This window comes from Paenibacillus sp. V4I9, assembly GCF_030817295.1.
Taxonomy (GTDB): Bacteria; Bacillota; Bacilli; order Paenibacillales; family NBRC-103111; genus Paenibacillus_E.
On the sequence record NZ_JAUSZE010000001.1, the window covers coordinates 6,992,501 to 7,012,656 of the forward strand.

The window sequence follows — 20,156 nt, forward strand, 5'->3', positions numbered from 1 at the left end:
TTACTGCATGCCAGCGATTCGTCTCAACAAACACATGAGGCCTTACCAGTTATCATTGAGCAGTTAAGAGCTAAGGGATACGAATTCGTTACGGTAAGTGAGCTAATCAAACAAACCCAAGTGGAGACGAAACCGGTTGAAGACCAGACAATGAAACAAATCAATTAATGATTATACTTAGATTCAAAAAAGAGCTAATTTTATTAGCTCTTTTTGTTATCCAATATTTTATGTAGAATCAAAATTTGCCATGCATTACAAACAAGCAACGGAGCCAACATAAATAGACTTGATGCTGCGTTATCTAGCTTTAATGCAGGTACGGCTTCAAGAACAGATACAGCGCACATAAAGAATAGTGTCGGGATAAAAGCATTCTGATTCGTCATCTTCACTTTCCAATAAGCTACTGCTATGGAAATTACCAATATGATAGCAGGTAAAACGGAGTAGCTCAAAACGGATCCTGTGCCCTCAAAATTTGTCATTCTCAGATATACAAGGTCAAACAAGACAACAATGACGATAGCCAATTGTAAAAGATCCCATACCGTCTTGGAGCGAATGATACCTGCAGCAATGAATCTGACAATCAGATAAGCAAAAAAGCCCATTTGACTCAGAACGCTTATTGTTGCACCACCAAGCAGCATATTTAATACATTAAATCCTACTGCCGATAGCCCCATAACCGAAAATTCTTTGTCGGAATATTGTAAGATGAGTCCAATCCCTATAGATACAATCATTCCTAATAACAATGTTGTCCAAAATAAGTGAAACCACTTCCGCAGCGTCAAGATCAATTACCTCCATACTTCAACTCTAATTGTTAATTGTACCAACGTTTACGATAAAAAGCCAATGAATGGCCCTTATAATCTATCCCGAACCACACATACTAACAACTATTAAGCTAGGGAAGGGAGCATGCTTTTATGTTAACAACTAAGCTCAGAAAGCTGCAAGTCCTACCACTGATTTCTATCGCTTTACTTCTCGCTTCGTGTGGATCAGATAGTTCATCACAAGGTCAAGGTCAATCTCAAGCTAATACGTATAAAGAGCAAAAGACCATGATTCTTGATATTTTGAAGTCAGAGGATGGGAAGAAAGCAATCAGTGCGGCGAACCGCAGCATAATGAATGGGGATGTGGGCGCCAACGGTGTAGCTGGTCAATCTCAAATCAAGCTTTTGTCAGCAAATGAATCTTTGCAGCTGCAGATGGCAGTAAAGGATGTACTCACAGCAAAAGAGAATAACATGTTCCTTACCGATATGATGAAAGATCCTAAATTTGCTGGTGATTTTGCTAAGGCTATCCAAAAAGAAACTAAACAGATGTTTAAAGAGCTTTTAAAGGACCCAGAATATCAAAAATCACTCGTTGATGTTATGAAAAATCCGGAATATGAAAAGATGATGCTAGATGTCATGAAAACTGCCGCCTATCGCCAGCAAATGATGACGGTTATGGAAGAATCAATCCAGAGTCCTTTGTTCCGCGCACATATGGTTGACCTTCTTAAGGCAGCAATAGCACAACAAAGCAAGCCCGATCAGATGCCTACGGCTAAGAGTGCTCAAAAGAAAGAGGAAGGTGGAGGCAAGGGAGATAGCGGAGGAGATAAGAAGAAAGACGAGAAAAGCGATTCAGGAGACTCCGAAAAGAAAGACGGCGATAAGAAAAAGGATGACTCCAGCACTTCTGAATCTTAAATATAGTAAAAGGGCATGCGGATTTTATCCGTATGCCCTTTTATTTTTATTTTTCCAATTTGGTAATGATATTCGCAGCCATATCCAAATAGATTTGTCCAGCTTTTGAGTCTGACTTGTAGACAGACGGTGAATAGTCGATTTCTGAGACATGATTGTCAGGAGCTCCAAGTGGAATCTGCGCTAATAATTCACTATGCAAATCTTCCGCCAGTTTAGCTCCGCCACCCTTACCGAATACGTAATCTATGCTGCCATCTTTGCATTCATAATAGGACATGTTCTCCACAATACCTAGAATTTCATGGTTTGTTTGAATGGCCATCGCTCCAGCTCTAGCGGCTACAAAGGCTGCTGTGGCATGCGGCGTAGTCACAATCACTTCTTTACTTTGCGGGATAAGCTGATGCACATCTAGCGCTACATCTCCCGTTCCCGGAGGAAGATCCAGAAGGATGTATTCAACATCTCCCCAATTAACTTCATTGAAGAAATTGCGAAGCATTTTCCCTAGCATAGGACCACGCCAAACAACAGGCGCATTATCTTGAACAAAGAAGCCCATAGAGATTACTTTTACACCAAATTTCTCAACTGGCATAATGACATTATCGACAAGCTTCGGCTGTTCTTCGATGCCCATCATATCAGGGATACTGAAACCGTATATATCAGCATCAATGATTCCAACCTTTTTCCCTTGGCGGGCTAAGGCAACGGCTAAATTAACAGTTACGGTTGATTTACCCACACCACCTTTGCCACTTGCAACGGCAATAAACTCAACTGTAGAGGCTTCTCCCAATATGGGTTGTTCAATCGGCGGTTGGACAGGTTGGGTTTGTTTCTCTGCAGCCGGTTGAGCCGTATCTTTAATCTGATTACGCTCATAACCAGTCATGAGTCTGAAACGAATATGTACTTGTGCTATACCTAATTTTTCTAAAGTTTGCTGAATATAAACCTTCGCTTTTTCTTTGAACGCCTCATCCTCAGTCGTGACAATTAAGCTTAAAGATACGTTATCCTCTTTAAACATCACATCTCTAACTAGATTAAGCTCTACAACGCTTTTATTGTAATGAGGTTCAATAAAAGGTTTTAACGCTTCTAATAGTTGGTCTTTATTTATCATAGCCACACCACACCTTTTATTCGGACATTGTAATTGTGGCCTTAATTATAACACATTTTGATTAAGAACCCACTTTTTCCCCAGCATAAAATCTTAAGATACCTTGATAGACAGATGCTGCCACCATCTTCTGATATTTCTCACTTGCAAGCAGTCTTGCTTCTTCTGGATTTGAAAGGAAACCCACCTCTACAAGAGCACTCGGGATTTTTAGCGTTTTTAATAAGTAAACAGTCTTGTCCGCCGGCTTGGCAACACGATCAGTATTCTCTAAGTTCTTCTTTAATTCCAACTGAATGAGTGCGGCTAAATTAGGGTTTTTAGGATTATTCGGGTAATAGAACGTTTGTGCGCCTCTCCATTTCTGAGAAGGTATGCTGTTTAAATGCACACTAAGAAATAAATCCGCATTATTCTCATTAATGAGATCTGCACGGTTGTGAAGATCTTGCGTCTTTCTTTTACTATATCCCTTCGTACCAGATTCAGCCAAATCGGTATCCGTTTCCCTTGTCATAATGACTAGCGCACCGGCCTGCTGCAAATAATCACGAAGATGAAGTGTGATCGCTAAATTGATATCTTTCTCAACAACACCTTCCTTACTGGAAGCTCCACCATCAGGTCCACCATGACCAGCATCCAGAGCAATTGTTTTACCTGACAAAGGTAAAGTCCAATCCGACCACGTCTTCGTTGCCGGCAGCTCATAGGCATAGATGAAAACAACAAGTGCAACCAGCAAGGTCGAGAGAACAAGCTTAAGACTACTGTTAAAAGTCAGCCAGACGACCAGCCTCTTCTTCCTTTTGCGCATAAAAAATCCACCTCTGTTCCCCATAGACTCTGTAACATCTATATGGGACAGGGTGGACAAATATACCTTACTTAAACCTGATATTCAGGGTCTCTTAGACCTTCAATAAGAACCTGTGCTACTTCAGGACGTGTGAACTCCGGAGGCGGGCATTGACCCTCTCTAAGCAACCCACGAACCTTCGTGCCAGAGAGATGCATATGCTGGGACTTATCATGAGGACAAGTTTTGCTAGAAGCCATATTGCCACATTTGGTACAAAAGAAGCTATGCTCAAAGAATAGAGGTGTAATACCAATCTCTTCTGCTGTAAAATTACTGAAAATCTCTTGAGCTTCATAGGTACCGTAGTAATCGCCAACACCCGCGTGATCGCGTCCTACGATGAAATGCGTACATCCATAGTTTCTACGCACAATAGCGTGTAAAATCGCCTCACGAGGACCTGCATAACGCATAGCAGCCGGGTATACACCCAAGAAAGTCCGATCCTTCGGATAGTAGTTCTCAAGCAATACCAAATAACTTTTCATACGTACATCGGCAGAGATGTCATCGGATTTAGTCTCACCTACAAGCGGATTAAGGAAAAGAGCATCCACGATTTCCATGGCCGACTTTTGAATGTATTCGTGAGCTCGGTGAACCGGATTACGCGTTTGAAAACCAACAACAGTTCTCCACCCATTTTCCGCAAAAATGCGACGTGTTTCGGATGGATCAAAGTAAAACTCTTCAAACTTTTTAGGTTTTGGTCGGTTAAGCAGCTGAATAGGGCCTCCGATATTCGTAGAAGAACGCGAGAACAGTTTATCTACACCTGGGTGAGCCATATCATCTGTTTTGAAGATCTTAATTGCTTCATTTTGTTGATCTACTGTATAGATGCTAGTTGCATCTAAAACAGCATATATGACATCATCTTCTTCACCGATAAGCGCTACTTGTTCACCGATTGAAATGGAAGCTCCAACTTCAGGGTCAATAGATAATGTAACAGGAATACTCCACACAGTTCCATCTGTAAGACGCATGGTCTCCACAACTGAGGTATAGTTTTTCTCATCAAGGAATCCAACTAATGGTGAAAATGCACCTACCCCAATCAGATCCAGGTCAGAAATAGTCCATGAATTTACACGAATTTGTTTCAATAATGCTGCACGTTTTAGAAGCTCTTCTCTTTGCTCTACTGGTACCAAACGGTTAATTAATACGCCGCCATGCGGCTTAATCGTCGTCATTACGTAGTACCTCCGTGATTTTATATCTATGATTACTTATGAAGTCCGCATTCTGTTTTTTCGATACTAGCCCAACGACCCGCACGTGGGTCTTCACCCTCAGCTACTGGGCGGGTACAATGTGTACATCCGATACTTGGGTAGTTGCGATCATGCAGCGGATTGTAGATAACATCATTCTCACGAATGTAATTCCACACATCTTCGGAAGTCCAGCCTGCTAGTGGATTGAATTTAATCAAACCAAATTTCACATCGTACTCAACTTTTTTGGCATTTGCACGAGTAGGCGCTTGATCGCGGCGAATCCCTGTGATCCATGCATCATAATTTTTAAGAATATCTGTTAAAGGATCAACCTTACGAATGTTACAGCATTGGTTAGCATCGCTTTTCCAAAGCTCATCACCGAATTTCTCAGCTTGTTCTTCAAGCGTTAGCTTAGGCAAGACTTGAACGAACTTCGTTCCGTAATGTTGTTCTAGGCGATCTCTTGTTTCATAGGTTTCGGCGAAATGAACATTCGTATCCAAGTAGAAAATGTCTACATTCGGATTAATTTTTTGAAGCATATCCACAAGCACAACGTCTTCAGCGCCAAAACTACAAGCAAGTGTTAAGCTTGGAAATGTTTCGATAGCAAGTTTCAGTATCGCTTCCGGTGATTGATTTTCAAATTCTTCCGCAGCTTTTGTTACAAAGGCTTCTTTTTCAAAGAGATTCATAGTAAATACCTCCATTTTTAATCCCGACTGTTATTGTATGATTTATATTTAATTATAGCTGACTTCTTCTTCATGTCAATGACTTTTTATCATTTTGGTTTTAACTTCGTTAAAATCCCTATTGTTGGCTGGTCAAGCTCTCTTTTTTGTGTAAAAAGAAAAAACCTTTCCAGCACAATGCAGGAAAGGTCTCTCTTGAGCGCCAAAAGCGCGAAATCTTAACGTTTGGAGAATTGAGGAGCGCGACGAGCGGCTTTCAATCCATATTTTTTACGCTCTTTCATACGGGAATCACGTGTTAAGAATCCTGCTTTTTTCAGGGATCCACGGTATTCCGGATCAGCCTTCAGCAATGCACGGGAAATCCCATGACGAATTGCTCCAGCTTGTCCGCTGATTCCACCACCATTTGCAAGAACTAGAACATCGTATTTACCGACAGTCTCAGTTAATGTCAAAGGTTGTTTAACGATCAGCTTCAAAGTTTCTAGACCGAAATATTCGTCTAGATCACGTTTATTGATAATGATGCGTCCTTCACCCGGTACTAAGCGCACGCGCGCTACCGAGTGTTTACGACGACCCGTTCCATAATATTGAACTTGTGCCACGAAACAGTCCTCCTTATATTATCCGCGAAGATTCCAGACTTCTGGTAGTTGTGCTTGATGTGGATGCTCTGCTCCACCGTAGACTTTAAGCTTAGTTTTCAAGCTGTCGCCAAGACGGTTCTTAGGAAGCATACCGTGTACGGCAAACTCGATCATGCGATCAGGTTTGCTGTTCAGCAAATCCTGAGCAGAAGTCACTTTTAAACCACCTTGGTATAAAGAGTGACGGTAGTACATTTTGTTTTGCATTTTCTTACCTGTTAGCTTAATTTGGGAAGCATTGATAACAACAACGAAATCGCCAGTATCTACGTGTGGAGTGAACTCCGGTTTGTGCTTACCGCGGATAATGCTAGCAACTTCACTTGCAAGACGGCCAAGTGTTTGGCCTGCAGCGTCAACAATGTACCATTTACGCTCTACTTCATTTGGCTTAGCCATATATGTGGTGCGCATGCTTAATCCTCCTAAAAATATATCTCAATACATAATTATTATTGTTAATTTACATAAATGATGGATGGTTAATGGCCATTTGTGATCAGGGGCTGTGGGGTAGCCGATCACGAAACGCCAAGTTATATTTTACACGAAACATCGATAAGAAGCAAGTAATGTTTTAAGCTTTTTAATAGTCGACTCTCCATAACGTTAAACCCATAGCTTCGGCCGTGGGACCTGCTTGAGAACGGTCTCTAGCTTCAAGAATTCGCTGCATATCGCTGCTAGGCCTCTTACCTTCTCCAATCTGAATCAGCGTTCCTGCGATGATCCTAACCATGTTATATAGGAAACCATTACCCGTTACGATTAACCGAATTCGGGCGATTTTCCCCGTCGTAGATAACTCGTCAGCTTCCGTCTCCAGACGAACCTCGTAGAGGGTTCTCACTTTTACTTCCTTATCTGTTCTCACCGTACAAAACGAAGTAAAATCATGCTCACCTAGCAAGCAAGGGAGCGCCTCTCTCATGGCTTCCACATTCAAATGCGTAGGATGATGGTATTCATAGTTGCGGTGAAAGACATCAGGGAAGCGCGCCGAGCGAATTGAAAAGCAGTAAGTTTTGCGTTTCGCGGCTTTGCGAGAATGAAAGGAAGGAAGAACTTCTTCCGCGGTATGAGCGACGATATCTCTGGGGAGTCTAGCATTTAGAGCTAAACACCAACGTTCCACTGGAATCTTAGAATTCGTGCTGAAATTAATAACTTGTGCTTTCGCGTGTACACCAGCATCTGTACGCCCGGATGAGATGACTTTCACCTTCTCACCAGTCAACATGAAAACAGCCTGCTCTAAACGGTATTGAATCGTGTCTGCTTTAGGCTGAATCTGAAAACCTGAATAAGCGGTCCCATCATAACTTATGGTAAAGCGTAGATTTCTCAAGGCTTGTTCCTCCATGAGTCATCCTTCCTATCTAAGTGATTAGCCTTAGCTAAATTCACTTCTAGAGAGCGTGCTAAGACTGCAAAAAAAGGGCTTCACCAGAATCTAGTGATTCCGTCCACCCTTTCCCATCCGTCTTTATGCGCGATCTACTAGCTCTAGGTAAACCATTGGTGCTGCGTCACCGCGGCGTGGTCCCAGTTTAAGGATACGAGTGTATCCACCTGGACGCTCGGAGTAACGAGTAGCCAAATCGGAGAACAGTTTTTGAATCGCATCTTGATTCTCGTCTGCAGCTTCTCTACGAACAAAAGCAGCAACCTGACGGCGTGCGTGAAGATCTCCGCGCTTCGCAAGAGTGATTAACTTCTCAGCGATGGAACGAATTTCTTTTGCTTTTGCTTCTGTAGTTTGGATGCGTTCATGTATGAACAGATCTGTAACCAGATCACGGAATAATGCTTTACGATTACTGGAATCGCGGTTCAACTTTCTGTAGTTCATTGAATTAACCTCCTTCTGACAAGATTATTCCTCAGTACGTAGTCCCAAACCCAGCTCTTCGAGCTTCTCTTGAACTTCTTCAAGTGATTTGCGGCCTAAGTTCCGAACTTTCATCATGTCTTCTTCTGTTTTGGTAATCAGCTCTTGTACGGTGTTAATCCCTGCACGCTTGAGACAGTTGTAAGAACGAACAGATAGGTCAAGTTCCTCGATAGTCATCTCCAGAACTTTCTCTTTCTTATCTTCTTCTTTCTCTACCATAATCTCAGCATCTTTCGCTTCATCCGTCAAACCGACGAACAAGTTCAGATGTTCTGTTAAGATTTTGGCACCCAAGCTCACTGCTTCTTCTGGTCGAATACTTCCATCGGTCCACACTTCGAGGGTCAACTTATCATAGTTAGTCACTTGGCCGACGCGAGTATTCTCAATAGCATAGTTTACTCGGGTAATAGGCGTGTAGATCGAATCAATTGGAATCACACCAATTGGTTGTTCTTCATGCTTATTTTTGTCCGATTGGACGTAACCGCGACCTCTGCCCGCATGAATCCTCATATGAAGACGCGCATCTGGAGATAAGGTAGCGATATGCAGATCCGGGTTAAGAATCTCCACATCACTATCACCACGAATATCTGCCGCAGTAATATTACCTTCCCCTTCTGCATCAATTTCAAGCACTTTCTCCTCATCGGAGTGAATTTTCAACGATAGGCCTTTCAAGTTGAGGATAATTTCCGTTACATCCTCAAGCACGCCAGGAATCGTTGAAAACTCATGTAAAACGCCATCGATTTGGACAGAGGTTACTGCTGCCCCCGGTAAAGAGGACAGTAAGATACGACGTAGTGAGTTACCTAAGGTTGTACCATAGCCACGCTCCAACGGCTCGATGATAAATCTACCATAAGCGCCATCTTCACTTAATGCTACGGTTTCTATTTTTGGCTTTTCGATTTCGATCATGAAATGTACCCTCCATTCAATACGTCGTTTCCCTCTGGATACTTCGCCTGAAAATTTCATAGTATTCCTATCCTTCAAACCATTATTCACGATTTTGGAATAATTATACTACAAAGTCATCCTGAATTATACGCGACGACGTTTTGGAGGACGGCAGCCATTATGAGGAACCGGAGTCACGTCTTTAATCAGGTTTACTTCAAGACCTGCTGCTTGCAAAGAGCGGATTGCTGCTTCGCGGCCAGCTCCTGGACCTTTAACCATTACTTCAACAGTTTTCAAGCCATGCTCCATAGCTGCTTTAGCTGCTTTTTCAGCTGCCATTTGCGCTGCAAAAGGTGTACTTTTACGGGAACCTTTGAATCCAAGGTTTCCTGAACTTGCCCAGGAAATTGCGTTACCATGCGGATCCGTGATCGTTACGATCGTGTTGTTAAATGTTGAACGGATGTGTGCTACACCGCTCTCAATATTTTTCCGGTCACGACGTTTCGTACGGACTACTTTTTTAGGTTTTGCCATTAGCTCTAACCCCCTTTATTATTTCTTCTTATTAGCTACCGTACGACGAGGACCTTTACGTGTACGAGCATTAGTTTTAGTACGTTGTCCACGAACAGGAAGACCACGGCGGTGACGAAGACCACGGTAGGATCCGATTTCGATTAGACGTTTGATGTTTAGGGAAATTTCGCGACGAAGGTCGCCTTCTACTTTAAGGGTTTTGTCAATTACATCACGGATCTTGCTCACTTCATCTTCAGTCAAGTCGCGAACGCGAGTACTAGCGTCGATACCTGTGGAAGCAATGATTTTCTGAGCAGTTGTAGTGCCGATGCCGAAAATGTAAGTTAACGCGATTACAACTCGTTTGTCACGAGGTAAGTCAACTCCAGCTAAACGTGCCATCTACAGATTGCACCTCCTTTTAACCTTGTTTTTGTTTGTGCTTAGGATTTTCACATATAACCATTACATTACCTTTGCGGCGAATAACTTTGCATTTCTCGCAAATCGGTTTAACCGACGGTCTAACTTTCATTTTTAAGCCCTCCTTATCATCGTAAGCAACCATGTTGCGTTTTCTGTTAGAAAACTTGCTTCGTAAGCATACGCCTTGAGAGAGTAACTTACATGTAAGCCGAACATTTATTTGAAACGGTAGGTTATACGGCCTCTCGTTAAATCATAAGGCGATAATTCTACGGTAACCTTATCTCCAGGCAAAATGCGGATAAAATGCATTCTGATCTTACCGGATACATGGGCTAGGATTTTATGACCATTTTCCAATTCAACCTTAAACATTGCATTCGGAAGAGGTTCAATCACTGTACCTTCTACTTCAATTACATCTTCTTTGGCCACAGTCATTCTCCTTTCTCTTGTGCTTCATCTTGCATAAGTTCAACGAATTTGGCAATTGCGAAGCGCAACTTTCCATTAGTAACACGACCTGTTTCCCTAATGCTTGACTCCACTTCACTGCTAATCGTTTCTTGTAACTGAAGATGATTCAGGTTCTTCTTCTTCGGTTGATCGAATTTGCGATGATCACCGTCGGCAAGCCAGACAAAGCGATGATCGACAATTCCAATCACGACCGCATATTCTCCGGGATCTCGACCGCGAAGCACCTTTACGATTTGACCCACCTTCGGAATCTTGCTATCCATTCATCATCACCTACGATCTAGGCAAAGTTAATATTTCATAACCGGCTGCCGTAATTGCAATCGTATGTTCAAAATGAGCGCATAGGGTACGATCCGCAGTGACTACAGTCCAATCGTCTTCGAGTGTTTGGACAAATCTTTCGCCAACGACCACCATCGGTTCAATGGCTAGGACCATGCCTGGTTTGAGTCGAGGACCTTTGTCAGGTACACCATAATTCGGAATTTGTGGTTCTTCGTGAAGATCCGTTCCGATACCGTGACCGACATACTCTATAACCACGGAGAAGCCTGCGTCTTCAATACAAGTTTGGATTGCATGCGACAACGTGTAGAGTCTAGCATCCGGTTTAGCTTCTGCTATGCCTCGATAAAGTGATTGTTCTGTCACAGCTAACAAGCGCCCAGCTGTTTCAGAAATTTCACCGACAGGATACGTCCAAGCAGAATCTCCATGATAACCTTTATACTGAGCACCAATATCTATACTGATAATATCGCCCTCAGTCAGCTTTCTTGGACCAGGAATACCATGAACTAATTCTTCGTTGACTGAAGCACAAATGCTTCCAGGAAAACCGTTGTAGCCTTTAAAAGATGGAATCGCTCCCTGACTGCGAATGAATTCCTCTGCGATCTGATCAAGTTCTTTCGTTGTAATGTTCGGACGAATCGCCCTTGCCAATAAGCGGTGCGTTTCGGCTACGATACGACCAGCTTCTCGCATTAGGTCTAGTTCAACCTCGGACTTACAAATGATCATTACGCTAGACCTCGTAGCAGTGAGCTAATTTGTTCGGTTACCGCATGAATGTCTTGTTCCCCGTTAACCTCACGCAATAATTCCCTCTTTTGGTAGTAATCCAGCAGCGGAGCCGTTTTATTGATGTATTCATCCAAACGAGTTCCGACTTTCTCTTCCGTATCATCAGATCGTTGGTACAACTCACCCGAACATTTATCGCATACGCCTTCTTGCTTTGGTGGGTTGAAGATTACATGATACGTAGAACCACAGGATTTACAAATTCTTCGGCCAGTTAGTCTTGCTAGCAGGAAACTGCGATCAACGGAAAGATTGATTACTACTTCAATCTTCTTACCTAAGGAATCTACGATTTCAGACAACGCATCTGCTTGAGCAACAGTTCTAGGGAACCCGTCAAGCAAAAAACCTTTATCGCAATCCGGTTGGGCAAGACGTTCTCTCACAATACCGTTCGTAATTTCATCAGGAACTAGTAGTCCCTTATCCACATAACCTTTGGCTTCAACACCAAGAGGTGTTCCTTGACTCATCGCCAAGCGAAATGCATCTCCAGTTGAGATATGAGGAATTTGAAATTCGTTTACGATCCTTTCTGCTTGCGTACCTTTGCCTGCACCAGGAGGCCCCATAAAAATTACGTTCATACTTAAAACCTCCCATCGCACTCGGCATTACGAACAGCACAATAGGTGCCGATGTCGCAGATATTGCCCCATCAGAACCTATTAGCTATTTATTGATAAATCCTTTGTAATGACGCTTAATCAATTGGCTCTCGATCTGTTTCATCGTCTCAAGACCAACGCCTACTACGATAAGTAAAGATGTACCACCTATCTGAACCGAGCTAGGCAAACCGGCAAGTCCTCCGAATATCATCGGAAGAATCGAGATCGCTGAGAGAAACAAAGCTCCAGAAAGAGTAATTCTAGTCATTACGCGAGTCAGATAAGTCGATGTTGTCTTACCGGGTCTAATACCAGGTATGTAGCCACCATTTTTCTTCATCTGGTCAGCCATTTGAACTGGATTAATTTGTACGAAGGTATAAAAGTAAGTGAAACCAATAATCAGCAGTACATACAGTACAATCGCTAATGGTGCAGTTTGGTTAATACTTAAGTTAGTAATAATCCATTCTGCAACAACATTTCCTCTCCAATAGCTTGCGATAGTGGGTGGGAACATTAATAACGATAGTGCAAAGATTACTGGGATAACACCAGCCGCATTCACTTTAAGAGGAATGTGAGTGGTTTGACCACCATACATTTTACGACCAACTACCCGTTTCGCATATTGTACAGGTATCTTACGGACACCTTGCTGCACGAATATGACCCCGGCAATAATCAGTATAACAACCAAAGCAATAATGATCAGTTTCACGATATTCAGGAACAAAGCTCCTTCGGTCGCAAAAAGTGATTTGTAGATTTGTTGAATGCTTGTTGGAATCGCCGCGACGATACCAGCAAAGATGATAATGGAAATACCGTTTCCAATCCCATATTCCGTGATTTGCTCACCGAGCCACATCAAGAAAGCTGTACCAGCTGTCAGTACGAGAGCAATTAGAGCAAAGGTTGTGACTCCTGGATCAATCACGAGTCCGCTATACAAACGGTTAAACCCAATTGAAAGTCCAAAAGCTTGAATCACACCTAGAATAATCGTACCGTAACGAGTAACTTGTGTCATTTTCTTTCTTCCGACATCGCCTTCTTTTGCCCATTGCGCAAAGCGTGGAATTACATCCATGGACAAAAGCTGAACAATAATAGAAGCCGTGATATAAGGCGTAATTCCCATCGCGAAGAGGGAAAATTGGAAGAGCGCACCGCCAGAAAACGTGTTGAGCAAACCAAAGACATCACTCTGATTCGCTTGGTCTTGAAGTTTCAGAACATCCGTATTAATGTTAGGCACCGGAATAAAGGCACCTAAGCGGTAGACGATTAGCAAGATGAGCGTAAAGAAAATTCTTCTGCGTAAATCTTCTACTTTGAAGATGTTGGCTATGGTATTGAACATTAAATCACCTCGGTTTGACCGCCGGCAGCTTGGATTTTCTCAATCGCTGATTGAGAGAACTTATTCGCTTTAACGGTTAATTTTACTGTGATTTCACCGTTTCCTAAAATCTTGATGCCATCTTTAGGAGCTTTAACAATACCAGTCTCCATCAATACTTGTGGAGTAACTTCGGTACCAGCTGCGAAATTGTTCAAATCTTCAAGGTTTACGATTGCGTATTCCGTACGGAAACGATTCGTGAAACCACGTTTAGGTAAACGACGGTATAACGGGTTTTGTCCACCCTCGAATCCAGGACGAACGCCTCCACCGGAACGTGCGTTTTGACCTTTATGTCCGCGAGTTGATGTTTTACCCATGCCGCTACTTGTACCACGGCCAACACGTTTACGAGTGTGACGAGAACCAGTAGCAGAACTTAGCTCATGTAACTTCATCGTTGCACACCTCCTCTAGATCTTAATATCTTGCTACTATGCTTCGATTTCTTTAACTTCTACCAAATGGCTGACTTGATTAACCATGCCTCTGATCGCAGCATTATCTTGATGAAGAACAGTTTGGTGCATCTTGCGAAGACCAAGTGTTTTCACTGTAATGCGTTGTGTTTCAGGGCGGCCAATCAGGCTGCGTTTTAGGGTAATTTGTAATTGTTTCGCCATGTTTACCCCTCCTAACCTAATAGCTCTTGAACTGTTTTACCGCGAAGCTTTGCAACTTCTTCCGCTTTTTTCAAGCGGCTTAAGCCTTCAAGCGTTGCGTTAACCATGTTCATGGAGTTCGATGAACCAAGGGATTTTGTCAAGATATCGCCGATACCAGCAAGTTCAAGTACTGCACGAACTGGTCCGCCTGCGATAACTCCTGTACCTTGGGAAGCTGGTTTCAACAGAACGCGTCCTGCACCAAACTTACCTGTTACAAGGTGAGGAATCGAAGTGCCTACGATAGGAACATGAATCAAGTTCTTTTTCGCATCTTCAATACCTTTGCGGATTGCATCAGGAACTTCGGAAGCTTTACCGATTCCTGCTCCAACCCAGCCATTGCCATCGCCAACGACAACAAGTGCGCTGAAGCTGAAACGACGTCCGCCTTTTACTACTTTAGCTACGCGATTAATATTAACGACTTTTTCTGTTAGCTCTAAAGTATTAGGATCTACACGCAAGTCTTTTACCTCCTTATATATGTTTTTCCTAGAATTCAAGTCCAGCTTCACGAGCTGCGTCAGCTAATGCTTGAACACGTCCATGATAAAGGTATCCACCGCGGTCAAATACCACTTTGTCTAAACCTTTTTCTTTCGCGCGTTGAGCTATTAATGCGCCAACTTTACGAGCAGCTTCAACGTTACCGCCATTACCAATTTCACTTTTCAGTTCTTTATCTTGAGTCGATGCAGCAACGATTGTAATACCCGTTGTATCATCGATAAGTTGAGCATACATGTGTTTGGAAGAGCGGAATATGTTCAAGCGCGGACGAACAGTTGTACCTTCGATTTTCTTACGAACCCGAAGATGTCTTTTCAAACGAGCTTTATTTTTATCGCTTTTAGTAATCATCTATACTTACACTCCTTTCATCATCTTATGATGCGAGGCTTATGCTTACGTAGCAAGTTTTCATACGAAAACTCTTAGCTATTACCCGCGATCTAACGATCTTATTTCTTCTTACCAGCTTTACCTTCTTTACGAAGAATACGTTCGCCTTCATACTTGATACCTTTACCTTTATACGGCTCTGGCTCACGTACGGAACGAACTTTAGCTGCCATAGCGCCTACTAATTCTTTATCAATACCTTTAACGATGATTTTCGTGTTCGTAGGAACATCGAACTCAATGCCGTTTTCAGGAGTGATTTCAACTGGATGGGAGTACCCAACGTTGAGAACTAATTTGTCGCCGCTCTTGTTAGCACGGTAACCAACGCCAACTAGATCCAAAGATTTCGTGAAACCTTCCGTTACGCCACTTACCATGTTGGCAACAACACTACGTGTTGTACCATGCAGGGAACGATGGAGTTTGTTATCGGAAGGACGCTCAACGGAAATCTCGTTTTCTAGAACATTTACTTTCATATCTTTATGAAGTTCACGGGACAAAGAACCTTTAGGGCCTTTAACCGTGATTTGAGTATTGTCTAGTGTTACATTTACACCACTTGGAATGGTGATTGGCTTACGACCAATACGAGACATGTTTGCACCTCCATTCAATTACAATTGTATTACCAAACGTAGCAGATAACCTCTCCGCCAGCTTTGGATTGACGAGCATCTTTATCCGTCATAACTCCTTTAGATGTGGAGATGATGGCAATCCCTAATCCGCCCAGTACACGAGGGATTTCTTGTGATTTAGTGTAAACGCGTAGACCTGGTTTGGAAATTCTTTTCAAACCGGAGATAACACGCTCATTGTTTGAACCGTATTTCAGGAACAAACGAATGATACCTTGTTTGCTATCTTCAACGTACTCAGCGTCACGGATAAATCCTTCTTTTTTAAGGATTTCAGCGATTTCCCTCTTCACTTTTGACGCAGGAATTTCAACTGTTTCATGACGTACGATATTCGCATTACGAATGCGAGTTAGCATATCTGCAATTGGATCTGACATGACCATTTTGTGTAAACCTCCTTCCCGAAAATAGGGTGATTACCAGCTTGCTTTTTTAACGCCTGGAATCTGACCTTTGTGTGCTAATTCGCGGAAACAAATCCGACAAATTTTGAACTTGCGAAGCACTGAATGCGGACGTCCGCAGCGCTCACAACGTGTGTATGCTTGCACTTTAAACTTCGGGGTACGTTGCTGTTTGACTTTCATCGAAGTTTTTGCCACTTAATATAACACCTCCTGATAGGTACGACTGGTAACCTATTTAACGAAAGGCGCTCCGAGTTGTGTTAAAAGCTCGCGAGCTTCCTCGTCGGACTTAGCCGTTGTAACGATAACAATATCCATACCACGAACTTTATCAATTTTATCATACTCAATTTCTGGGAAAATGAGTTGTTCTTTCAGACCAAGTGTGTAGTTTCCACGGCCGTCAAAAGCCTTGTTGGAAATACCACGGAAGTCACGTACACGTGGAAGTGATACGTTGAAAAGTTTATCCAAGAAATGATACATGCGCTCACCGCGAAGAGTTACTTTCACGCCGATTGGCATATTTTCACGAAGTTTGAAACCCGCGATCGCTTTTTTGGATTTTGTTACAACTGGTTTTTGACCAGAGATCTTTTGAAGATCTTCTACTGCTGTGTCAAGTACTTTGGAGTTCGATACAGCCTCACCAACACCCATGTTGATAACGATTTTCTCGACTTTAGGAACTTGCATTACAGTTGAGTAGTTAAACTTTTGAATTAACGCTGGAGTGATTTCGTTCAAATAACGATCTTTCATTCTTACTGCCATGACTCATTTGCCTCCTTTCCATGCTTGTTTGTATTAATCGATAACTTCGCCGGATTTTTTCGCGATACGAACTTTCGTTCCGTTATCCAATACTTTGTATCCTACGCGAGTAGGTTTGCCGCTCTTAGGATCAATTAGCATCACGTTAGAAACGTGGATTGCAGCTTCTTGATTCAAGATACCGCCTTGTGGATTTTGTTGAGATGGTTTCGCATGTTTCTTAACCATGTTTACACCTTCTACTAGCACACGGTTTTGACGAGGATAAGCAGCGATAACGCGACCCTTCTTACCTTTGTCTTTACCAGTGATTACAAAAACCGTATCGTCTTTTTTCACGTGCAGTTTATTGTTATGAGATTCTAATCTCTTTTTTAATCTTGGCATTAGCTTCTACACCTCCTGAGGTTTCCCGTTAGGAAAACAAACATCGTAACTGTTCTTAGATAACTTCTGGAGCCAAGGATACGATCTTCATGAAGTCTCTGTCACGAAGTTCGCGTGCAACTGGTCCAAAGATACGTGTACCACGTGGACTTTTATCTTCTTTCACGATAACAGCCGCATTCTCATCGAATGAGATATATGATCCGTCTTTACGGCGAGCACCGCTCTTCGTACGAACGATAACTGCTTTAACAACGTCACCTTTTTTGACAACGCCACCTGGTGTTGCTTCTTTTACTGAACAGACGATCAAATCACCAATGTGACCAACGCGACGACCAGTACCACCCAAAACGCGGATACACATTAATTGTTTCGCACCTGAGTTGTCAGCGACAGCCAAACGAGTAAATGGTTGAATCATCGTATTCCCTCCTTTCGGGGTTCATGTCTAGATTATTAGATAACAACAGCAACTTCAATAATTTCAACCAGTCTCCAGCTTTTATCTTTGGATAACGGTCTAGTTTCACTGATTTTCACAGTGTCACCAATTTTAGCTTGGTTGTTTTCATCATGAGCTTTAAACTTTTTCGTATATTTGATTCTCTTGTGATAGAGTTCATGTTTTTTGTAAGTTTCAACAGCAACAACAATGGTTTTATCCATTTTATCGCTGACAACTTTACCGATCAGAACTTTACGATCGTTACGTTCAGCCATCTAAGGAACACTCCCTTCTAGATTTGGTTACCCAATCCCCAATTCTCTTTCACGCAAAATAGTCTTGGCACGAGCGATCTCTTTACGCAAATCACGAATTTGAGTCGGGTTGTCCAATTGACCAGTAGCTAGTTGAAAACGGAGGTTAAAGAGTTCTTCTTTAAAACCATTAACTTTTTGCTCAATTTCAGCAGTGGTTAAGTTCCGGAATTCACTACCCTTCATTTGCTTCACCGCCTACTTCTTCTCTTTTCACGAACTTCGTTTTGATCGGAAGCTTGTGGGCAGCAAGACGCATCGCTTCACGAGCGACCTCTTCACTTACACCAGCAAGTTCAAATAAAATTTTGCCCGGTTTTACTACAGCAACCCATTTTTCCACGTTACCTTTACCACTACCCATACGGACTTCAAGCGGTTTTTGTGTAACTGGTTTAGCTGGGAAAATTTTAATCCATACTTTACCGCCACGTTTGATGTAACGTGTCATGGCAATACGTGCTGCTTCGATTTGACGGTTGGAGACCCAAGCCGGTTCTACCGCTTGCAGACCATATTCGCCAAAAGCTACTTCCGTTCCGCCTTTAGCGCGACCTTTCATGTTACCGCGGTGTTCTTTACGGTGTTTTACACGTTTAGGTACTAACATGATTTAAATTCCTCCTTCCGGCTGAGCCTTTTTCTTAGCTGGCGGAAGCACTTCTCCACGATAAATCCATACTTTTACACCGATACGTCCATAAGTAGTGGCTGCTTCAGCAGTACCATAGTCGATATCCGCACGAAGCGTATGAAGTGGAACTGTTCCTTCGCTATATCCTTCCGTACGAGCGATCTCAGCACCGCCAAGACGTCCGCTAGTTGCTACTTTGATACCTTTTGCGCCGGATCTCATTGTTCTTTGCATAGCTTGTTTCATAGCACGACGGAATGAAACACGACGTTCCAATTGAAGTGCAACAGCTTCAGCTACGAGAATAGCATCAAGATCTGGGTGTTTGATTTCAGAGATGTTAATGTGCACTTTTTTATTGGACATTGCAGCGATGTAGTTGCGAATAACTTCAACTTCAGCTCCGCCTTTACCAATAACCATGCCTGGTTTTGCAGTTTGAATCGTAACGTTCACACGGTTAGCCGCGCGCTCGATTTCGATGTGGGAAACTGCAGCATCTTTAAGTTTATTTTTTAAGTATTCACGGATTTTGACGTCTTCAAGCAACAGAGTTCCGAAATCTTTCTCTGCAAACCATTTGGACTCCCAATCGCGAATAATACCAATTCTAAAGCCTACCGGGTTTACCTTCTGACCCACACGTTACCCCTCCTTATTTTTCAGATACCACGATTGTAATGTGGCTGGTACGTTTTTTGATCGCGCTAGCGCGGCCCATTGCACGTTGTTGGAACCTTTTCATTGTTGGTCCTTGGTTAACATACGTCTCAGAAACAACAAGTTTGTTAAGATCCAATGAATAGTTATGCTCTGCATTCGCAATTGCGGAATTCAGTAGTTTCTCCAGAATAGGAGAAGCTGCTTTAGGCGTGTGACGCAGAATCGCAATCGCTTCACCTACCGCTTTCCCCCGAATCAAGTCAACAACTAGCTTTGCTTTACGAGGAGCAATCCGAGCGTGGTTCAATATTGCTTTAGCTTGCATGGTAGTACCTCCTCTCGGTTAAAAATGAAATTAACGTTTTCCGGTTTTCTTGTCGTCATCGTGACCTTTGTAAGTACGAGTTGGTGCAAATTCACCAAGCTTGTGTCCAACCATATCTTCGGTTACATACACAGGCACGTGTTTTCTTCCATCATATACTCCGAAAGTGTGACCAACGAATTGCGGGTAAATCGTAGAACGACGGGACCACGTTTTGATAACCAGTTTTTTGGTGGATGTGTTCAAGTCTTCTACTTTTTTCAGTAAGTATCCATCAATAAATGGACCCTTCTTTAAGCTGCGACCCATGGGTGTTCCTCCCTTCCTTGAACCTCAAGAGAATTGATAT

General features: G+C 42.7%; 36 protein-coding genes (1 of these 36 cut by a window edge). 2 read left to right on the top strand and 34 right to left on the bottom strand.

The annotated features are described in order from the left end of the window. Positions 1 to 168, top strand: partial view of a polysaccharide deacetylase family sporulation protein PdaB gene (pdaB, locus tag QFZ81_RS32130; RefSeq protein ID WP_307437911.1) — the end only. The gene continues 615 nt to the left of window position 1, outside the view; the window shows 168 of its 783 coding nt (coding positions 616-783); its start codon lies beyond the left edge, outside the window; it ends in the stop codon at positions 166 to 168. Between the two features lie 35 nt (positions 169 to 203). Here the strand turns inward: pdaB and QFZ81_RS32135 are convergent, their stop codons facing one another. Further along, complete coding sequence (locus tag QFZ81_RS32135) at positions 204 to 800, bottom strand: KinB-signaling pathway activation protein (RefSeq protein ID WP_307437909.1); 597 nt, start codon at positions 798 to 800, stop codon at positions 204 to 206. 138 nt (positions 801 to 938) lie between these two features. On the opposite strand from QFZ81_RS32135, the gene gerD reads away from it, so the two are divergent. Beyond that, positions 939 to 1,721 carry a spore germination lipoprotein GerD gene (gene gerD, locus QFZ81_RS32140; protein WP_307437906.1) on the top strand — a complete coding sequence of 261 codons (783 nt, stop codon included), beginning with the start codon at positions 939 to 941 and terminating at the stop codon, positions 1,719 to 1,721. Positions 1,722 to 1,767: 46 nt separating this feature from the next. Here gerD and QFZ81_RS32145 read toward each other — a convergent pair whose 3' ends face one another. The 33 genes from QFZ81_RS32145 to rpsS all read right to left on the bottom strand — a co-directional run bounded on the left by QFZ81_RS32145 (position 1,768) and on the right by rpsS (position 20,116). Next, complete coding sequence (locus QFZ81_RS32145) at positions 1,768 to 2,856, bottom strand: Mrp/NBP35 family ATP-binding protein (protein ID WP_307605949.1); 1,089 nt, start codon at positions 2,854 to 2,856, stop codon at positions 1,768 to 1,770. A gap of 61 nt (positions 2,857 to 2,917) precedes the next feature. Continuing rightward, a complete protein-coding gene (gene cwlD, locus QFZ81_RS32150; RefSeq protein ID WP_307437902.1) occupies positions 2,918 to 3,673 on the bottom strand; it encodes an N-acetylmuramoyl-L-alanine amidase CwlD in 756 nt (251 codons plus the stop codon). 71 nt (positions 3,674 to 3,744) lie between these two features. Further along, positions 3,745 to 4,917 carry a sulfate adenylyltransferase gene (gene sat, locus QFZ81_RS32155; RefSeq protein ID WP_307605951.1) on the bottom strand — a complete coding sequence of 391 codons (1,173 nt, stop codon included), beginning with the start codon at positions 4,915 to 4,917 and terminating at the stop codon, positions 3,745 to 3,747. 32 nt (positions 4,918 to 4,949) lie between these two features. After that, on the bottom strand, positions 4,950 to 5,642 hold the full coding sequence (locus tag QFZ81_RS32160; protein ID WP_307437898.1) for a phosphoadenylyl-sulfate reductase: 693 nt from the start codon (positions 5,640 to 5,642) through the stop codon (positions 4,950 to 4,952). 218 nt (positions 5,643 to 5,860) lie between these two features. Beyond that, positions 5,861 to 6,253, bottom strand: a complete 393-nt coding sequence (gene rpsI / locus QFZ81_RS32165) for a 30S ribosomal protein S9 (RefSeq protein ID WP_029196439.1) — start codon at positions 6,251 to 6,253, stop codon at positions 5,861 to 5,863. Positions 6,254 to 6,271: 18 nt separating this feature from the next. Continuing rightward, positions 6,272 to 6,709, bottom strand: a complete 438-nt coding sequence (gene rplM / locus QFZ81_RS32170; RefSeq protein WP_029196440.1) for a 50S ribosomal protein L13 — start codon at positions 6,707 to 6,709, stop codon at positions 6,272 to 6,274. Positions 6,710 to 6,881: 172 nt separating this feature from the next. Further along, the gene (gene truA / locus QFZ81_RS32175) at positions 6,882 to 7,643 is read right to left on the bottom strand and encodes a tRNA pseudouridine(38-40) synthase TruA (protein WP_307437895.1); all 762 of its coding nucleotides are present in this window, start codon (positions 7,641 to 7,643) and stop codon (positions 6,882 to 6,884) included. A gap of 138 nt (positions 7,644 to 7,781) precedes the next feature. Further along, complete coding sequence (gene rplQ / locus QFZ81_RS32180) at positions 7,782 to 8,147, bottom strand: 50S ribosomal protein L17 (protein ID WP_029196442.1); 366 nt, start codon at positions 8,145 to 8,147, stop codon at positions 7,782 to 7,784. Between the two features lie 24 nt (positions 8,148 to 8,171). Continuing rightward, a complete protein-coding gene (locus QFZ81_RS32185) occupies positions 8,172 to 9,116 on the bottom strand; it encodes a DNA-directed RNA polymerase subunit alpha (RefSeq protein WP_028557469.1) in 945 nt (314 codons plus the stop codon). Positions 9,117 to 9,242: 126 nt separating this feature from the next. Continuing rightward, a complete protein-coding gene (gene rpsK, locus QFZ81_RS32190) occupies positions 9,243 to 9,638 on the bottom strand; it encodes a 30S ribosomal protein S11 (RefSeq protein ID WP_028557470.1) in 396 nt (131 codons plus the stop codon). Between the two features lie 18 nt (positions 9,639 to 9,656). Next, positions 9,657 to 10,025 (bottom strand): 30S ribosomal protein S13, encoded by a 369-nt coding sequence (gene rpsM / locus QFZ81_RS32195; RefSeq protein WP_028557471.1) that lies wholly within the window; start codon positions 10,023 to 10,025, stop codon positions 9,657 to 9,659. Positions 10,026 to 10,044: 19 nt separating this feature from the next. After that, complete coding sequence (rpmJ, locus tag QFZ81_RS32200; protein ID WP_003333770.1) at positions 10,045 to 10,158, bottom strand: 50S ribosomal protein L36; 114 nt, start codon at positions 10,156 to 10,158, stop codon at positions 10,045 to 10,047. Between the two features lie 107 nt (positions 10,159 to 10,265). After that, on the bottom strand, positions 10,266 to 10,484 hold the full coding sequence (infA, locus tag QFZ81_RS32205; RefSeq protein WP_009676800.1) for a translation initiation factor IF-1: 219 nt from the start codon (positions 10,482 to 10,484) through the stop codon (positions 10,266 to 10,268). 2 nt (positions 10,485 to 10,486) lie between these two features. Next, positions 10,487 to 10,792, bottom strand: coding sequence for a KOW domain-containing RNA-binding protein (locus QFZ81_RS32210; protein ID WP_029196445.1), 306 nt, complete (start codon positions 10,790 to 10,792; stop codon positions 10,487 to 10,489). A 10-nt stretch (positions 10,793 to 10,802) separates the two neighbouring features. Continuing rightward, positions 10,803 to 11,555 carry a type I methionyl aminopeptidase gene (gene map / locus QFZ81_RS32215; protein ID WP_047683173.1) on the bottom strand — a complete coding sequence of 251 codons (753 nt, stop codon included), beginning with the start codon at positions 11,553 to 11,555 and terminating at the stop codon, positions 10,803 to 10,805. After that, positions 11,555 to 12,205, bottom strand: coding sequence for an adenylate kinase (locus tag QFZ81_RS32220; RefSeq protein ID WP_307437871.1), 651 nt, complete (start codon positions 12,203 to 12,205; stop codon positions 11,555 to 11,557). Before QFZ81_RS32220 ends, map begins: the two co-directional genes overlap by 1 nt. An 85-nt stretch (positions 12,206 to 12,290) precedes the next feature. Continuing rightward, positions 12,291 to 13,595, bottom strand: coding sequence for a preprotein translocase subunit SecY (secY, locus tag QFZ81_RS32225; protein WP_307437868.1), 1,305 nt, complete (start codon positions 13,593 to 13,595; stop codon positions 12,291 to 12,293). Then, a complete protein-coding gene (gene rplO / locus QFZ81_RS32230; RefSeq protein WP_029196449.1) occupies positions 13,595 to 14,035 on the bottom strand; it encodes a 50S ribosomal protein L15 in 441 nt (146 codons plus the stop codon). Before rplO ends, secY begins: the two co-directional genes overlap by 1 nt. Positions 14,036 to 14,071: 36 nt before the next feature. Further along, positions 14,072 to 14,260, bottom strand: a complete 189-nt coding sequence (rpmD, locus tag QFZ81_RS32235; RefSeq protein ID WP_307437864.1) for a 50S ribosomal protein L30 — start codon at positions 14,258 to 14,260, stop codon at positions 14,072 to 14,074. Positions 14,261 to 14,271: 11 nt separating this feature from the next. Next, positions 14,272 to 14,769 carry a 30S ribosomal protein S5 gene (rpsE, locus tag QFZ81_RS32240; RefSeq protein WP_029196451.1) on the bottom strand — a complete coding sequence of 166 codons (498 nt, stop codon included), beginning with the start codon at positions 14,767 to 14,769 and terminating at the stop codon, positions 14,272 to 14,274. A 28-nt stretch (positions 14,770 to 14,797) separates the two neighbouring features. Then, positions 14,798 to 15,166 (bottom strand): 50S ribosomal protein L18, encoded by a 369-nt coding sequence (rplR, locus tag QFZ81_RS32245; protein ID WP_047683179.1) that lies wholly within the window; start codon positions 15,164 to 15,166, stop codon positions 14,798 to 14,800. A 101-nt stretch (positions 15,167 to 15,267) separates the two neighbouring features. Further along, positions 15,268 to 15,810, bottom strand: a complete 543-nt coding sequence (gene rplF, locus QFZ81_RS32250; protein WP_047683181.1) for a 50S ribosomal protein L6 — start codon at positions 15,808 to 15,810, stop codon at positions 15,268 to 15,270. 29 nt (positions 15,811 to 15,839) lie between these two features. Then, entirely contained in the window at positions 15,840 to 16,238 is a 399-nt protein-coding gene (gene rpsH / locus QFZ81_RS32255; RefSeq protein WP_029196454.1) for a 30S ribosomal protein S8, read from the bottom strand. A 33-nt stretch (positions 16,239 to 16,271) separates the two neighbouring features. Continuing rightward, complete coding sequence (locus QFZ81_RS32260) at positions 16,272 to 16,457, bottom strand: type Z 30S ribosomal protein S14 (RefSeq protein WP_029196455.1); 186 nt, start codon at positions 16,455 to 16,457, stop codon at positions 16,272 to 16,274. Positions 16,458 to 16,493: 36 nt separating this feature from the next. Beyond that, positions 16,494 to 17,036: a 50S ribosomal protein L5 gene (gene rplE / locus QFZ81_RS32265; RefSeq protein WP_189018549.1), complete on the bottom strand. Its 543-nt coding sequence runs from the start codon at positions 17,034 to 17,036 to the stop codon at positions 16,494 to 16,496. A 33-nt stretch (positions 17,037 to 17,069) separates the two neighbouring features. Continuing rightward, a complete protein-coding gene (gene rplX, locus QFZ81_RS32270; protein WP_079418006.1) occupies positions 17,070 to 17,423 on the bottom strand; it encodes a 50S ribosomal protein L24 in 354 nt (117 codons plus the stop codon). Positions 17,424 to 17,478: 55 nt separating this feature from the next. After that, positions 17,479 to 17,847, bottom strand: coding sequence for a 50S ribosomal protein L14 (rplN, locus tag QFZ81_RS32275; protein WP_028557485.1), 369 nt, complete (start codon positions 17,845 to 17,847; stop codon positions 17,479 to 17,481). 35 nt (positions 17,848 to 17,882) lie between these two features. Further along, a complete protein-coding gene (gene rpsQ / locus QFZ81_RS32280; protein WP_307437851.1) occupies positions 17,883 to 18,146 on the bottom strand; it encodes a 30S ribosomal protein S17 in 264 nt (87 codons plus the stop codon). Between the two features lie 27 nt (positions 18,147 to 18,173). Further along, the gene (gene rpmC, locus QFZ81_RS32285) at positions 18,174 to 18,371 is read right to left on the bottom strand and encodes a 50S ribosomal protein L29 (protein ID WP_028557487.1); all 198 of its coding nucleotides are present in this window, start codon (positions 18,369 to 18,371) and stop codon (positions 18,174 to 18,176) included. Continuing rightward, positions 18,361 to 18,795 carry a 50S ribosomal protein L16 gene (gene rplP, locus QFZ81_RS32290; RefSeq protein WP_029196459.1) on the bottom strand — a complete coding sequence of 145 codons (435 nt, stop codon included), beginning with the start codon at positions 18,793 to 18,795 and terminating at the stop codon, positions 18,361 to 18,363. Before rplP ends, rpmC begins: the two co-directional genes overlap by 11 nt. 3 nt (positions 18,796 to 18,798) lie before the next feature. Continuing rightward, positions 18,799 to 19,461 carry a 30S ribosomal protein S3 gene (gene rpsC, locus QFZ81_RS32295; protein WP_047683187.1) on the bottom strand — a complete coding sequence of 221 codons (663 nt, stop codon included), beginning with the start codon at positions 19,459 to 19,461 and terminating at the stop codon, positions 18,799 to 18,801. Positions 19,462 to 19,474: 13 nt separating this feature from the next. Continuing rightward, on the bottom strand, positions 19,475 to 19,807 hold the full coding sequence (gene rplV / locus QFZ81_RS32300; protein WP_047683189.1) for a 50S ribosomal protein L22: 333 nt from the start codon (positions 19,805 to 19,807) through the stop codon (positions 19,475 to 19,477). A 30-nt stretch (positions 19,808 to 19,837) separates the two neighbouring features. Further along, positions 19,838 to 20,116: a 30S ribosomal protein S19 gene (rpsS, locus tag QFZ81_RS32305; RefSeq protein ID WP_307437841.1), complete on the bottom strand. Its 279-nt coding sequence runs from the start codon at positions 20,114 to 20,116 to the stop codon at positions 19,838 to 19,840. Positions 20,117 to 20,156 lie beyond the last annotated feature (40 nt).

Bases quoted from the DNA above. Each gene is read 5' to 3' on its own strand.
- gerD (WP_307437906.1), top strand. From the start codon at position 939: ATGTTAACAACTAAGCTCAGAAAGCTGCAAGTCCTACCACTGATTTCT.
- QFZ81_RS32145 (WP_307605949.1), bottom strand. From the start codon at position 2,856: ATGATAAATAAAGACCAACTATTAGAAGCGTTAAAACCTTTTATTGAA.
- cwlD (WP_307437902.1), bottom strand. From the start codon at position 3,673: ATGCGCAAAAGGAAGAAGAGGCTGGTCGTCTGGCTGACTTTTAACAGT.
- sat (WP_307605951.1), bottom strand. From the start codon at position 4,917: ATGACGACGATTAAGCCGCATGGCGGCGTATTAATTAACCGTTTGGTA.
- QFZ81_RS32160 (WP_307437898.1), bottom strand. From the start codon at position 5,642: ATGAATCTCTTTGAAAAAGAAGCCTTTGTAACAAAAGCTGCGGAAGAA.
- rplM (WP_029196440.1), bottom strand. From the start codon at position 6,709: ATGCGCACCACATATATGGCTAAGCCAAATGAAGTAGAGCGTAAATGG.
- rplQ (WP_029196442.1), bottom strand. From the start codon at position 8,147: ATGAACTACAGAAAGTTGAACCGCGATTCCAGTAATCGTAAAGCATTA.
- QFZ81_RS32185 (WP_028557469.1), bottom strand. From the start codon at position 9,116: ATGATCGAAATCGAAAAGCCAAAAATAGAAACCGTAGCATTAAGTGAA.
- rpsK (WP_028557470.1), bottom strand. From the start codon at position 9,638: ATGGCAAAACCTAAAAAAGTAGTCCGTACGAAACGTCGTGACCGGAAA.
- rpsM (WP_028557471.1), bottom strand. From the start codon at position 10,025: ATGGCACGTTTAGCTGGAGTTGACTTACCTCGTGACAAACGAGTTGTA.
- rpmJ (WP_003333770.1), bottom strand. From the start codon at position 10,158: ATGAAAGTTAGACCGTCGGTTAAACCGATTTGCGAGAAATGCAAAGTT.
- QFZ81_RS32210 (WP_029196445.1), bottom strand. From the start codon at position 10,792: ATGGATAGCAAGATTCCGAAGGTGGGTCAAATCGTAAAGGTGCTTCGC.
- map (WP_047683173.1), bottom strand. From the start codon at position 11,555: ATGATCATTTGTAAGTCCGAGGTTGAACTAGACCTAATGCGAGAAGCT.
- QFZ81_RS32220 (WP_307437871.1), bottom strand. From the start codon at position 12,205: ATGAACGTAATTTTTATGGGGCCTCCTGGTGCAGGCAAAGGTACGCAA.
- secY (WP_307437868.1), bottom strand. From the start codon at position 13,595: ATGTTCAATACCATAGCCAACATCTTCAAAGTAGAAGATTTACGCAGA.
- rplO (WP_029196449.1), bottom strand. From the start codon at position 14,035: ATGAAGTTACATGAGCTAAGTTCTGCTACTGGTTCTCGTCACACTCGT.
- rpmD (WP_307437864.1), bottom strand. From the start codon at position 14,260: ATGGCGAAACAATTACAAATTACCCTAAAACGCAGCCTGATTGGCCGC.
- rplR (WP_047683179.1), bottom strand. From the start codon at position 15,166: ATGATTACTAAAAGCGATAAAAATAAAGCTCGTTTGAAAAGACATCTT.
- rplF (WP_047683181.1), bottom strand. From the start codon at position 15,810: ATGTCTCGTATTGGTCGTAAGCCAATCACCATTCCAAGTGGTGTAAAT.
- rpsH (WP_029196454.1), bottom strand. From the start codon at position 16,238: ATGGTCATGTCAGATCCAATTGCAGATATGCTAACTCGCATTCGTAAT.
- rplE (WP_189018549.1), bottom strand. From the start codon at position 17,036: ATGGCAGTAAGAATGAAAGATCGTTATTTGAACGAAATCACTCCAGCG.
- rplX (WP_079418006.1), bottom strand. From the start codon at position 17,423: ATGCCAAGATTAAAAAAGAGATTAGAATCTCATAACAATAAACTGCAC.
- rplN (WP_028557485.1), bottom strand. From the start codon at position 17,847: ATGATTCAACCATTTACTCGTTTGGCTGTCGCTGACAACTCAGGTGCG.
- rpsQ (WP_307437851.1), bottom strand. From the start codon at position 18,146: ATGGCTGAACGTAACGATCGTAAAGTTCTGATCGGTAAAGTTGTCAGC.
- rpmC (WP_028557487.1), bottom strand. From the start codon at position 18,371: ATGAAGGGTAGTGAATTCCGGAACTTAACCACTGCTGAAATTGAGCAA.
- rplP (WP_029196459.1), bottom strand. From the start codon at position 18,795: ATGTTAGTACCTAAACGTGTAAAACACCGTAAAGAACACCGCGGTAAC.
- rplV (WP_047683189.1), bottom strand. From the start codon at position 19,807: ATGCAAGCTAAAGCAATATTGAACCACGCTCGGATTGCTCCTCGTAAA.
- rpsS (WP_307437841.1), bottom strand. From the start codon at position 20,116: ATGGGTCGCAGCTTAAAGAAGGGTCCATTTATTGATGGATACTTACTG.